At 39.7% G+C, this 13,778-nt stretch carries 12 protein-coding genes; 11 read left to right on the top strand and 1 reads right to left on the bottom strand.

What is annotated here, in order from left to right:
* Together mnmA and FHY45_RS16985 are read left to right on the top strand one after the other, a co-directional pair.
* Entirely contained in the window at positions 1–1,113 is a 1,113-nt protein-coding gene (mnmA, locus tag FHY45_RS16990; protein ID WP_373925494.1) for a tRNA 2-thiouridine(34) synthase MnmA, read from the top strand.
* 89 nt (positions 1,114–1,202) lie between these two features.
* Positions 1,203–3,890 (top strand): cation-translocating P-type ATPase, encoded by a 2,688-nt coding sequence (locus FHY45_RS16985; protein ID WP_257469164.1) that lies wholly within the window; start codon positions 1,203–1,205, stop codon positions 3,888–3,890.
* Between the two features lie 13 nt (positions 3,891–3,903).
* Here FHY45_RS16985 and FHY45_RS16980 read toward each other — a convergent pair whose 3' ends face one another.
* A complete protein-coding gene (locus FHY45_RS16980; protein WP_175354277.1) occupies positions 3,904–4,611 on the bottom strand; it encodes a DUF459 domain-containing protein in 708 nt (235 codons plus the stop codon).
* A gap of 242 nt (positions 4,612–4,853) precedes the next feature.
* On the opposite strand from FHY45_RS16980, the gene FHY45_RS16975 reads away from it, so the two are divergent.
* From FHY45_RS16975 to FHY45_RS16935, 9 genes are all read left to right on the top strand, one after another.
* Complete coding sequence (locus tag FHY45_RS16975; RefSeq protein WP_066105415.1) at positions 4,854–5,510, top strand: tetratricopeptide repeat protein; 657 nt, start codon at positions 4,854–4,856, stop codon at positions 5,508–5,510.
* Positions 5,511–5,526: 16 nt separating this feature from the next.
* Positions 5,527–7,953, top strand: a complete 2,427-nt coding sequence (recD2, locus tag FHY45_RS16970) for an SF1B family DNA helicase RecD2 (protein WP_225983612.1) — start codon at positions 5,527–5,529, stop codon at positions 7,951–7,953.
* A 90-nt stretch (positions 7,954–8,043) separates the two neighbouring features.
* A complete protein-coding gene (locus tag FHY45_RS16965; RefSeq protein WP_066105409.1) occupies positions 8,044–8,232 on the top strand; it encodes a hypothetical protein in 189 nt (62 codons plus the stop codon).
* A 32-nt stretch (positions 8,233–8,264) separates the two neighbouring features.
* Entirely contained in the window at positions 8,265–8,396 is a 132-nt protein-coding gene (locus tag FHY45_RS16960; RefSeq protein WP_077248072.1) for a YrzQ family protein, read from the top strand.
* A 112-nt stretch (positions 8,397–8,508) separates the two neighbouring features.
* Complete coding sequence (locus FHY45_RS16955) at positions 8,509–9,576, top strand: AI-2E family transporter (RefSeq protein ID WP_306821560.1); 1,068 nt, start codon at positions 8,509–8,511, stop codon at positions 9,574–9,576.
* Between the two features lie 348 nt (positions 9,577–9,924).
* The gene (gene alaS / locus FHY45_RS16950) at positions 9,925–12,564 is read left to right on the top strand and encodes an alanine--tRNA ligase (RefSeq protein ID WP_066105403.1); all 2,640 of its coding nucleotides are present in this window, start codon (positions 9,925–9,927) and stop codon (positions 12,562–12,564) included.
* Between the two features lie 168 nt (positions 12,565–12,732).
* Positions 12,733–12,999, top strand: a complete 267-nt coding sequence (locus FHY45_RS16945) for an IreB family regulatory phosphoprotein (protein WP_066105399.1) — start codon at positions 12,733–12,735, stop codon at positions 12,997–12,999.
* A 1-nt stretch (position 13,000) separates the two neighbouring features.
* Entirely contained in the window at positions 13,001–13,420 is a 420-nt protein-coding gene (gene ruvX / locus FHY45_RS16940; protein ID WP_066105397.1) for a Holliday junction resolvase RuvX, read from the top strand.
* 17 nt (positions 13,421–13,437) lie between these two features.
* Positions 13,438–13,710 (top strand): DUF1292 domain-containing protein, encoded by a 273-nt coding sequence (locus FHY45_RS16935; RefSeq protein WP_066105394.1) that lies wholly within the window; start codon positions 13,438–13,440, stop codon positions 13,708–13,710.
* The last annotated feature ends 68 nt before the right edge of the window (positions 13,711–13,778 follow it).

Here is a 13,778-nt window from a genome sequence, read left to right as displayed (position 1 = left end):
ATGAAATCCCCGGCGGAAACTAGAGTTGTTGTCGGAATGTCCGGTGGAGTGGATTCTTCTGTTGCAGCTTATCTTTTAAAAGAGCAGGGCTATGACGTTGTAGGAATTTTCATGAAAAACTGGGACGATACAGATGAAAATGGTGTTTGTACAGCTACGGAGGACTATGAAGATGTCATCCGTGTCTGCAATCATATTGGAATTCCCTACTATGCAGTCAATTTTGAAAAACAGTATTGGGATAAAGTGTTTTCTTATTTCCTTGAGGAATATAAAGCGGGACGTACACCAAATCCCGATGTGATGTGTAATAAAGAAATTAAATTTAAGGCATTTCTTGAGCATGCCATGGATCTAGGTGCAGATTATTTGGCCACAGGCCATTATGCGCGTGTGGCTTACCAAGACGGAGAATATAAAATGCTTAGAGGGTTGGATAATAATAAGGATCAAACTTATTTTCTAAACCAATTAACTCAGGAGCAATTAAGCAAGGTTATGTTCCCGATTGGTGAGTATGATAAGCCAAAAATTAGAGAAATTGCCTTGGAGGCTGGCCTGCCAACGGCTACTAAAAAAGATTCTACAGGCATTTGTTTTATCGGCGAGCGTAACTTTAAGGAATTTCTTGGGCAATATTTGCCGGCTAAACCTGGTGAGATGAGAACGATGAGTGGTGAACTGAAGGGTAAGCATGACGGCCTTATGTATTATACATTGGGACAGCGTCATGGACTTGGAATTGGCGGAAGCGGTGAACCGTGGTTTGCGGTTGGGAAAGATTTAGAAAACAATGTTCTATTAGTAGAGCAAGGTTTTCACCATGACAGCCTCTATTCTGATTCTATTATCGCTGACAAAATGAACTGGATTTCCGAAAGGAAACCAGGTGATACTTTTGAGTGTACAGCTAAATTCAGATATCGCCAGGCAGATAATAAGGTAACAGTGAAAGTATTGGATGACAATCAGGCAGAAGTAATTTTTGCTGAGCCAATCAGAGCGGTGACTCCTGGGCAAGCTGCAGTATTTTATGATGGTGAAGTCTGCTTGGGTGGAGGTACCATCGATAAAGTTTATAAAAAAGGTTTAAAACTTGATTATGTTGGGTAAATAAAATAGCCAATTGAATGTGGATAGTCTGTTTCGTAGAGAAACAGGCTATTTACGTTCTGTAAAATATACATATGCAGGTGATGAAGATGGATGTGAAGAAGTACGATTATTCACTTTCCAAGAAAGAGGTATTAAAAGTATTTGAAACTGATGCAGAAAGGGGGATAACGGAAAAAGAAGCCGAAGCGAGATTAAAAGACTATGGAAAAAATGAATTCGGAGTGGAGCAAAAAAATTCATTGTTAAAAATGATTGCTTTACAAATACATAACACACTTAATTACATATTGATGGTTGCCGCTTTATTCTCATTTATAGTGGGTGAAGTGAGTGACGGTTTAATTATTACATTTGTGATTATTATCAACACCATTATTGGTGTAGTCCAAGAGAAAAAGGCAGAAAATGCATTGGACGAACTAAAAAAGTTAGCAGCACCGAAAGCCTTGGTAAAAAGAGAAGGAAATGTCAGGGAAATAGATGCATCCTTGCTCGTACCTGGTGACTGCGTCTTACTTGAAGCCGGAAGGACAGTACCGGCTGATATTCGTATCATTCAATCCCATTCCTTGAAAATTGAAGAGTCTGCTTTAACGGGGGAGAGCCTTCCAGTAGATAAGGACGAGAATTGGAATTTGGAAAATCCTGATCAGCCACTTGGTGATTATCTTAATATGGCATTCATGTCTACTCAAGTTACAAATGGCCGAGGGATTGGAATTGTGGCTGCAACCGGGTTGAATACAGAGGTTGGGAAAATAGCTGAAATGCTTCACAGCACTGAATCCAGCAAAACTCCTTTGCAGAAAAATCTTGATCAGCTTGGGAAAAAATTAAGTTATTGTGCCATTATCGTTTGTGTCGTTATGTTCATTGTAGGATTAATGCAGGGACGGAATCCTGGAGAAATGTTTATGATTTCCACAAGTCTTGCTGTTTCGGCTATACCTGAGAGTTTATCGACAATGGTCATAATTGTTTTAACGCTAGGGGTAAGGCGCCTCATTAAGCAAAAGGCAATTATACGAAGAATTCCGGCAGTTGAAACTTTGGGTTCGGTTAGCATGATTTGTTCAGATAAAACAGGAACACTGACTTTGAACAAAATGAGTGTCGTTGAGCGTTATGTTAATTTAAAAGTTATAGAGGAAGATGTACCATATTCTGCGGATGACCAAAGGTTGATTAATCAATTGGCATTATGCTCGGATGCCACTTATGAACCGGAAGAAACCGGCGACCCGACAGAAGTGGCTTTTGTTAAAGCAGCACATGTGAATGGTTACACAAAGTCTGATTTAGATAAAGAATTTCCGCGTGTAGCCGAAATTCCGTTCGATTCAACGAGAAAAAGGATGACTACCATACATAAAGATGGCGATGGATACATTGTACTGACAAAAGGTGCAGTAGATATCCTGCTAGAGAGAATAACCACTATTCAACTAGATAGCGAAATAGTAAAAATGACGCCGGAATACATAACTGAAATTAATCAAGCTGTGATGCAGATGTCCAACCGCGCTCTTCGTGTAATGGCTTTGGCGGGAAAAAGAGTTTCGGCCGAAGCGATTTCTGAATTGAATGAAGAAGAAATAGAGAATGGTTTGACGTTTTTTGGAATGGTAGGCTTGATGGATCCGCCTCGACCGGAGGCAAAACTTCAAATTGAAAGAGCTCATCGTTCAGGAATTGAAGTAACGATGATTACAGGTGATCATCCGCAAACAGCGATTGCGATTGCGCACCGTTTAGGGATAACGGAATCCGATAAAGTTATCACGGGTGCCGAATTGAATCAAATGACACCTGAAGAATTGAAGGAAGCAGCAGTCGATACTCGTGTATTCGCCCGGGTATCACCGGAGCATAAAGTCCAAATCGTTCAGGCCTTCAAAGAAAATGGGCATATTGTTTCAATGACCGGTGATGGTGTTAATGATGCTCCTTCCTTAAAAACAGCTGATATTGGGGTTGCTATGGGACAAACTGGGACAGATGTTGCCAAGGGTGCCTCTGATATGGTTTTAATGGATGATAATTTCACCACGATTATAAAAGCGGTTGAAGAGGGTAGAAATATTTTTGCTAATATACGAAAATCTGTGCTTTTCCTTGTTACAAGTAACTTTGGTGAAGTTCTAGTGCTCTTTTTTGCCATCTTGCTTGGCTGGCCGACACCGTTACTGACCGTCCATATTTTATGGCTGAATTTAGTTGGTGATTCTATTCCAGCCTTTGCGCTTGGTGTAGATAAGAATAAGGATGTTATGCTGGATAAACCAAGGCCTAAAAAAGAAGGGATTTTCACGAGGGATTCAGTCATCTTCCTGATTTTAAATGGTTTGTTGATTGGTGTAGCTTCTCTCCTAGCCTTCCTAATTGGGTTGAAATGGGCTGCTGGAATTGATTCCATATTCGATTTACAATTTAATCAGCTTACAGACCATGAACTGAGAGTCGGACAAACGGTTGCCTTTATGGCACTAACCTTTATTAGCTACATGCAAGTATATAATGTCAGACATTTACGTAAACCAATCTGGAAAACAGATGTATTTAGCAATAAATATTTAAATTGGTCTGTCATAGGTGTCATCTTGTTACAATTGGCAGTTGTTTATATCGAACCTTTTGCCAAATTACTCAAGATTGAACCGATAGGCTTAAGGGAATGGATCCTAATCTTCTTCTGTACAATTGGAACCATTGTCGTAAATGAAATTGTTAAGGGCTTCTTAAGATACTATGAAAAAAGAAAGGCTATGGATTAAGCTCCATAGCCTTCTATATTTCTTCGCTGATTCGATTAGCAATCAGGCGATATCCCTTGTCATTTAAATGGAGGCTATCACTGAAATAGTCTTTTTTTGTTTTATCCTGAAACAAATCATCTGTTGGTACGAAGGTGATAGATGAGTAGTTACTGACCGTTTCTTTTAGATCGTGATTCCAGTCATCTAGAATTTCGTCAAGGCGGTCGTCATTAGGAAATGGATTATATAATCCAACAACAATAAAGGGGACATCATGGTCAACCATGCGAATGCTTTTCAAAATGTCATCTACATTATCAAGATAATCTTTTTTCCCTTTCTTTATAGCGGCTTGATTGATGGTTTGAAAATCACCGCCCAAACTTGTACGCAAATCATTAGTGCCTATAAATAAGATAATATAGTCAGCTTCATTCACTTTCTCACTTATTGTAGGATTCGCTAATTGTTTGATAACTCCCTCTGACTCCTGACCCGGAATTCCATAATTATTGATTTTATAATTTTTATTTGAGGATTCGCTTTCTGAAATTTTTTCAAGCTGACCGACATAGCCTTCCTCATGGCGATCGCCCACCCCATAGGTTAAGGAATCACCTAAAGCCATAATGACATGTTCCTGATCGGCTTTTATCTTTTCATCTAAAAAGAAGGTATATCCGATATAAATCAGTCCGATTATTAGTAAAAGTCCAGCTGCATAGTGTAGTTTCTTCATATCTCTCACTCCCATAGATATACTTCTACCCTAAAATCAAAGAATTTTAACAAAAAGTGTAATATTTTAATCTATATGATTAAGAGAGTAACCTAGTCATAAATAGGAAGGTAAACTGGTGGGATTTACTATAACTTATAAATGATGGCGCGCTGCTAGCCCAGATGCTTGTCTCTGGGACAACGGACTATCACTTTGTGGTATACTATTTCCATTCAGTTAGGAATGTAGGAGTGAATAGTATGGATAAAAATAAATTAGGTATTCAATATATGGAACAAGGAAAATGGGAGGATGCTGCAAAAGTATTCACCGAAATGATTGAAGAAAATCCAAATGACCCAGTAGGGTTTATCAATTTCGGCAATGTATTGGCATCGATGAACGACAATCAACGTGCGATTAAATTTTTTGAAAGAGCTATTGAACTGGATCCGGAAGCTGCGACTGCCTATTATGGATTGGGCAGCATTTATTATGAGCTCGATGATTTAGTGAAGGCGAAGGATCAGTTTGAGCTGGCTATCAAAAAAGGAATTGAAACAGCAGATGTGATGTTTATGCTGGGATTATGTCTGCTTCATTTAGACCAGCCGAAGCTGGCATTACCTTATTTCCAAAGAAGTGTTGAATTAAATCCGTCGGATGCAGAAGCTCAGTTCCATTATGGACTGGCTTTGGCAGGTGCTGAAATGTATGATATGGCGATTGATGCATGGAATAAGACGCTTGAAATTGATGAGTCACATGCAGATGCGTATTTTAACCTGGGTGTGGCCTACGGTGGGATTAAGGGAGATGCAGATAAAGCAATCGCTTATTTTGAAAAAGCGGTTGAAATCCAGCCTGATCACATCCTTGCTTTGAATGGGTTAAAACAAATGAAAGAACTGTTATAAACGGGAGGTGCTTCTTGTGGAACAAGAGTCGTTCGTCTTCTCCGACAATGACAAACCTTTCATCAAAGGAACACATTTGGTTACCATTTTTCATAATGAACAAAATTTATACTCGGTTGTACGAATCAGAGTGAAAGAAACGAATTTGAATTACGATGAAAAAGAAGCTGTTATTACCGGGTATTTCCCCCCTATTCATGAGGAAGAAATATACACGTTTTATGGGAAAATGAAAGAACATCCCCGTTTTGGGATTCAATTTCATGTAGATACCTTCCAGCGTGAAGTTCCTGAATCAAAGGAGGGTGTGATTGCTTATTTATCCGGATCTCTTTTTAAAGGGATTGGTAAAAAGATTGCAGAATCGATTGTCGAAAAACTTGGCGAAAAGGCAATCTCCAAAATTTTAGCGAATCCATCATTGCTCGATCAAATTCCTAAGCTAAGCGGTGAAAAGGCAAAGCAATTGTATGATACTCTGGCAGCCAATCAGGGCCTGGAGCAAATCATGATTAATTTATCCAGCCTGGGGTTTGGACCTCAGCTGTCGATGAAAATTTATCAGGCTTATAAAGAGGACACGATTTCCATCATTGAGCAAAATCCATACCAGCTAGTCGAAACGATTGAGGGAATTGGATTTACTCGCGCAGATGAAATCGGACTGCAGCTCGGCATTGGAGGAAGCCATCCATCCAGGATTAAGGCAGCGATTCTCTATACACTTGACAGATCTTGTGTACAGGACGGGCATTCGTATACCGAGGCTGAGGAACTGTTGATCAGCGTAAAAACTCTCTTGGAACAAAATCAAAATGTGACCATCACTTTTGAGCAAATTACGGAATCACTTATCCAACTCGGTGAAGAGGGAAAAATCATTGGAGAAGAGAAAAGGTTTTATATGCCGTCCCTCTACTTTTCTGAAAAAGGGATTGTAACGAATATTAAACGGATTATGTCTCAGGACTCATATGCCGATCAATTTCCTGAATCTGAATTTTTATTGGAGCTAGGCAAACTAGAAGAGCGAATTGGGATGGAGTACGCTGAGGAGCAAAAGGATGCAATCTTTAAAGCCTTACATTCTCCGATGCTGATCCTGACAGGAGGTCCTGGTACCGGTAAAACAACCGTTATTAAAGGAATCGTTGAATTATACTCAGAATTACATGGGTTGTCCCTTAATCCAAAGGATTATAATAATGAAAATCCATTTCCATTTGTTTTAGCAGCTCCAACAGGACGCGCGGCAAAAAGGATGAAGGAATCCACAGGGCTTCCCGCCGTAACTATCCACCGTTTATTGGGCTGGAATGGGTCGGATGTTCAGCGTGATGAAGATAATCCAATCAGCGGAAGGCTTTTAATTGTAGATGAGATGTCTATGGTAGACATTTGGCTGGCCAATCAGCTTTTTAAAGCATTGCCGAATGATATGCAAGTCATCCTCGTTGGTGATGAGGATCAGTTGCCTTCAGTTGGACCAGGTCAGGTATTGAAGGATTTACTTGCCTCTTCCGTTATTCCTGTAACCCGTCTGGAATCGATATTCAGACAGGAAGATGGTTCTTCCATTATTCAGCTCGCGCATGCGATAAAAAACGGACAGCTGCCTCCAGATATTCGGAAACCGCAGGGCGATCGTTCATTTTTCTCTTGTTCCACTAATCAAGTAGCAGATGTGATTAGGCAGGTTGTAACCAATGCCCGCCAAAAAGGGTTCCCAGCCCGTGATATTCAGGTTTTGGCTCCAATGTACAGAGGGAGTGCCGGAATTGATTCCCTCAATGTCCTCCTGCAGGGCATTCTTAATGATAATCGCGATAAGAAGAAAAGGGAATTGACTTTTGGGGATGTGGTTTATCGGGTTGGAGATAAGGTTCTCCAATTAGTGAATCAGCCTGAAAATGGGATTTACAATGGTGATATGGGTGAAATTATTGCGATTATCTATGCAAAGGAAAATGAAGATAAGCAGGATCAGATTTTTGTTTCATTTGATGGCATTGAAGCGAAGTATACACGCCAGGAGCTCAATCAAATAACTCATGCTTATTGTTGTTCCATTCATAAATCCCAGGGAAGTGAATTCCCAATCGTCATATTGCCAGTTGTTAAGAGCTATCACCGCATGCTAAGGAGGAACTTAATTTACACGGCTATAACAAGGAGCAAACAGTTCCTGATTGTATGCGGTGAAGAGGAAGCCTTACGATACGGCGTCGGTCGCAGTGGTGAGGAGGAACGGCGAACAACTCTACTTGAAAAACTGCAGGAAGGGTTCCGTGATAAGGAACTTATCTCCAAACCTGAAAATCCAGTTACTGAAAATGAAAGTTCCAATGAAGACGGCTTGACGTATGAGCAAAAAATATTCCAAACAGATCCAATGATTGGGATGGAAAACATTACGCCTTATGATTTTATGATACGCGGTTAAAATACAAATGTCGGTCTTTAAGCTGAATGAATTCTGCATACAATGGACAAACTGGCAATTACAGAGATATTTTTTTATGAGGTGATTGCTATGAAATGTCCGAATTGCTCCAGCAAAGATATCGGCAAGATTGGCGTGAATCAATATTATTGCTGGAATTGTTTTGTGGAATTATCTATCCAAAAAGGAATTATGCATGTCCATCAGGTGGAAGAGGATGGAGTGTTAAGTTCTTTAGATGATTTGTTTAGCGAAGAAGACCGACAGATGAGTCTTTGATTCGTACTTCCTAAATTATGAGGTGAGTTGCTATGAATAAAATGGTTTCGTCGTTAATAACCTTAGGAGCGGGAATGGCGATCTATCGGAGTATGTCCAATAATGGAATGCTATCCGGCCGTAATATGAGAAAGATTAAACGAACAATCATGAAGTCATTTTGATTGGAAGTTAAGGGTTTAAAAGGTAGGTTCTCTGCCTTTTAAACCTTTTTTAGTGTATGCCTGCAGAATCCCCATACATATTTTCTTTTAACATAAAGAAAATAGTACAGAGGTGGGATTTTTGAACATACAGATAAAGTGGTTTTATCGACTTGGATTTCTATTATTATTATTTATCGTATTATTTGTGTTTTACTTGCTCAGACCAATATGGTTTCCTGTTATACAGGTTTTTCTAACTGCATTATCACCATTTATTGGAGCCGCTCTTATTAGTTACCTCCTTCATCCCCTGGTGGAAAAAGTTCATCAGAAAGGTTTGCATAGAGGTTTGGCAATCGGTTTGATTTATCTGGTGTTTTTTGGGGCAGTCGGCTATGGATTGTATAAAGGAATTCCAGTATTCATTAACCAAATGATTGATGTTGCAGAAAGAGCACCAGAAATGGCAGAGTTATATCGAGGTTACATAGCTCGTTTTCATTCACAAACCTCAAGCTGGCCGTTTGGTCTGCATGATCGTTTGGAGCAAATCATCAGCTCTATAGAAATGAAACTGAGTTCTTCTATAACTGTATTAATAGAAGCGCTAAGTGGGCTGTCGGATTTTTTCATCTTTGTGTTACTCATCCCTCTCATATCCTTTTATTTACTGAAGGATGCTGAAAAGATTATTGATTTTGGTTTAAGATTATTTCCTAAAAAAAGCAGAGACACAACGAAAAAGTTCTTGAAGGATATCGACCATTCTTTGGGCGGATATCTTCGCGGACAGCTCTTGGTCTGTACGATTGTGGGATCCTTTGCCGCTATACTTTTCTGGTTATTTGGTATGAAGTATCCTTTATTGCTGAGCCTTTTTATTGGGGTAACGAATATTATTCCCTATTTCGGACCTCTGATTGGAGCGGTTCCGGCATTGCTCGTAGCGATCACTATGTCAACGGGCATGGTCATCAAGGTGGCCATTATCATTATTGTGATTCAATTTCTGGAGGGGAATGTCCTTTCACCAATTATCATGGGGAAAACGTTAAAGCTGCACCCGCTTATTATCATTTTTGCTTTGCTTGTCGGTGGTGAGATTAGCGGAATACTAGGCCTGATTCTTGCTGTCCCTATTTTAGCCTTTTTGAAGGTTGCTATTACTCATAGTAAAATATTAAGGAATAACCCTTAAACAATTCCTGAAACATTGACAAAGAAAACACTTATGACTATAATCCAACTTATAACGGAATATATTGAAATATGTTGATGGACCGAGTATGTTTAAGCCCTTCCGAATGTAAATCCTATTTACATGAAAGAGAGAAGTCTCCATGGCTGAAAGAGACTTTGGAAGAAGAGAGACAGAAAGCTAGTCCGGAGTGCGGGCAAAAACCCGCCGTTTAAACCGCGTTAAGGTTTCTGAGGTGACGAAACTTTTTAGATGTTTCGTAATCAGGGTGGTACCGCGAGTCAAGCTCTCGTCCCTGTTTTTAGGGATGAGGGCTTTTTTGTGTATAAAAAAGGAGGATTCAATCTTATGAAGTACATGACTGGGGCAGAAATTCGCCAAATGTTTTTAGATTTCTTTCAGGAAAAAGGTCACAGAATTGAACCGAGTGCATCGTTAGTACCGGTGGAAGATCCGACACTGTTATGGATTAATTCCGGAGTTGCAACATTAAAAAAATATTTTGATGGACGAGTTATTCCTGAAAATCCAAGGATTACGAATGCCCAAAAATCGATTAGAACAAACGATATTGAAAATGTTGGAAAAACAGCTCGACACCATACTTTCTTTGAAATGCTGGGTAACTTCTCTATTGGAGAATATTTCAGAGAGGAAGCAATCAAATGGGGATGGGAGCTATTAACAGATGAACGCTGGTTTGCTATGCCAAAAGACAAGCTTTATATCACATACTATCCAGCAGATACTGATACCCTTAAGGTATGGAAAAGCTTAGGCGTACCGGATAGTCACTTAATTCCGCTTGAGGACAATTTCTGGGAAATTGGTGAAGGCCCATCCGGACCTGATACTGAAATTTTCTTTGACCGCGGTACAAAATTTGATCCTGAAGATATCGGCATTCGTTTAATTGAAGAAGATATCGAAAATGATCGTTATATTGAGATCTGGAATATCGTATTGTCTCAATTTAATGCAAATCCAGAAATACCGCGCAGTGAGTATCCTGAATTACCGAAGAAAAATATTGATACAGGGATGGGATTAGAGCGGATGGCATCCATTTTCCAAAATGGTGACACGAACTTTGATACGGATTTATTCCTGCCGATTATCCATAAAACTGAAGAAATTTCAGGTCAACAATATAGAACAAGTGCGGATAAAGATGTAGCATTTCGTGTTATTGCTGACCATATCCGTACGGTTGCGTTTGCAATAGGTGATGGAGCACTTCCTTCCAATGAAGGACGCGGATATGTTTTACGCAGATTGCTGCGCAGAGCTGTTCGTTTTGCTAAGAAAATTGGTATCAATAAGCCATTTATGTATGAATTGGTTCCAGTTGTGGCGGATATCATGGTAGATTATTATCCAGAAGTTAAACAGAAACAGGACTTCATAGCGAAGGTTGTTCGTAATGAAGAGGAGCGTTTTCATGAAACTCTTCATGACGGGTTAGCTATACTTGCGGAAGTTATTGAGGCTGAGAAGAAAAGGGGCAGCGATATAGTAAACGGATTTGATGTATTCCGTCTCTATGATACCTATGGATTCCCAGTTGAATTAACAGAAGAGTATGCTGAAGATGAAGGCATGAAAATCGACCGTAAAGGTTTCGAAAGAGAGATGGAAGCTCAGCGGACACGTGCACGTGCTGCTCGCCAGGATGTAGACTCCATGCAAGTACAAAGCGGTATTTTAGGTGACATAAAAGTACAAAGTAAATTTGTTGGATATGAAACCCTTGAATGCCCGGCAACAGTGGAAGTAATCATTAAAAATGGTGAAAAAGCGGACGATGCCATGGCGGGAGAAGAAGTTCAAATCATTTTTGACCAAACACCTTTCTATGCTGAAAGCGGCGGACAAATTGCGGACAAAGGATTCTTTGAATCTGAAGACCTACGAGTATTCGTGAAGGATGTTCAAAAAGCTCCAAATGGCCAAAACCTGCATACAGTTATCGTAGAATATGGATTACTGAAGGAAGGTGCGTATGGGAAAGCGGTTGTAGATGAAGCAAATCGCCGTAAAATCATTAAAAACCATACGGCAACTCATTTACTGCATCAAGCATTAAAGGATGTACTGGGCACGCATGTCAACCAAGCGGGTTCTTTAGTAAGACCGGACCGACTTCGTTTTGACTTTTCTCATTTTGGACAAGTTACAGAAGAAGAGCTAGAACAGGTTGAGCAAATCGTGAATGATAAAATTTGGAAGAGTATTGATGTAACGATTGAAAATAAACAGATTGAAGAAGCAAAAGCAATGGGGGCAATGGCTCTATTCGGTGAAAAATATGGCGATATCGTACGTGTTGTCCAAGTGGGAGATTATAGCCTTGAGCTCTGCGGTGGCTGCCACGTTCCTAATACTTCTGCTATCGGGCTGTTCAAAATTGTCTCTGAAGGTGGAATAGGGGCTGGTACCAGAAGGATTGAAGCAGTAACGGGCGAATCTGCGTATCTTCAATTAAAAGAACAAATTGGTGTTCTTCGCCAAGCAGCAGCTAAAGTTAAAGCTAATCCAAAAGATTTGCCTGTTAAAATTGATTCCCTATTAGGCGAATTAAAAGACGCACAAAAAGAAAATGAATCATTAGCAGCCAAGCTTTCCAATATCGAGGCAGGAAATATTCAATCCAAAGCTGAAACAATTAATGGTGTAACGGTTTTATCAGCGAAGGTAGAGGCTCAGGATATGAATAATTTAAGAAATATGGCTGATGACTTAAAGCAAAAGCTAGGGTCCTCCATCATTGTCCTTGGAAGTGCGCAAGGAGAAAAAGTAAACTTAATTGCTGCAGTTACAAAAGATTTAATAGACCAAGGATACCATGCCGGTAAAATCATTAAAGAGGTAGCGGCACGCTGCGGTGGTGGCGGAGGTGGACGTCCTGATATGGCTCAGGCCGGCGGTAAGAACCCTGCTGATTTAGAAGCAGCACTTGAACTGGTAAAAGATTTGGTTAACAAATAAAAACGGGGCAAAGGATTTGCCCCCCTTCTTTTTGAATCTAATCATTTTGGCATGGATAGTATTGACTAGCCAAAACTATCATTCGAATTTTATTATTAGGTTTAAGTAGTGTACAATAAGAGGAACAATGGAAATATAGCTTTTTGAATGAAAGCGGGGTGCGTTGGAATGAGTTCATTTGATAAAACAATGAAATTTAATTTCCCGGAGGATTCTTTTGAGCATGACGTTAGCCATGTTTTAATGGAAGTCTATAATGCTCTAAATGAAAAAGGTTACAATCCTATTAACCAGATTGTAGGTTATCTTTTGTCAGGAGACCCTGCTTATATTCCGCGTCATAATGATGCACGAAATCTTATTAGAAAGCTTGAAAGAGATGAGATTATAGAAGTTCTGGTCAAATCTTATTTAGAGCAGCAACGAGAGGGATAATATGCGAATTGTAGGTCTTGATGTGGGTAGTAAAACTGTGGGAGTCGCCATCAGTGATGAAATGGGCTGGACTGCTCAAGGTTTGGAAACCATAGCAATTGACGAAGAAAAAAATCAGCTTGGCCTGAAACGTTTAGATGAAATCCTTAAACCTTATAAAGTCGATAAATTTGTCGTAGGTTTGCCGAAAAATATGAATGGAACTGTAGGTCCGCGAGGCGAGGCAAGTCAGTATTATGCATCAAAGCTTGAAAAACGATATAAGGTTCCGGTCGTTTTGTGGGATGAACGTTTAACCACAATGGCCGCAGAACGGGTTTTATTAGATGCAGATGTAAGCCGTAAAAAACGCAAAAAAGTTATAGATAAAATGGCCGCTGTCTTAATTCTGCAAGGATATTTAGATAGTGGCGGCAAATAATTTAGAGGTGATCAGACATGGAAGAAAATATGATAACAATTGTTGATGAAGATGGTAACGAGCAGTTACACGAAATATTACTTACGTTCGAATTGGATGATTATGATAAGCAATACGTTGTATTTGCACCAGTAGGAAACGAAGGCGAAGAAGATGAAGACCTCATCCATGTAGCTTCTTATATTCCTGATGAAACAGGTGAAGTCGGAACATTAAATGATATAGAAGATGATGAAGAATGGGCTCTAGTTGAAGAAGTCATTAATACATTCTTCGACGAAGAAGAATAAACTGAAAATATAGCTCTCCCGGTTTTATCGGGGGAGTTTTTTTATGTGTAGATTTAAGTATTGTGGAA

This window comes from Bacillus sp. D386 (assembly GCF_006346415.1).
Note: the sequence above shows the minus strand (reverse complement) of the source record. Positions and strands in the feature narration are given on the sequence as shown.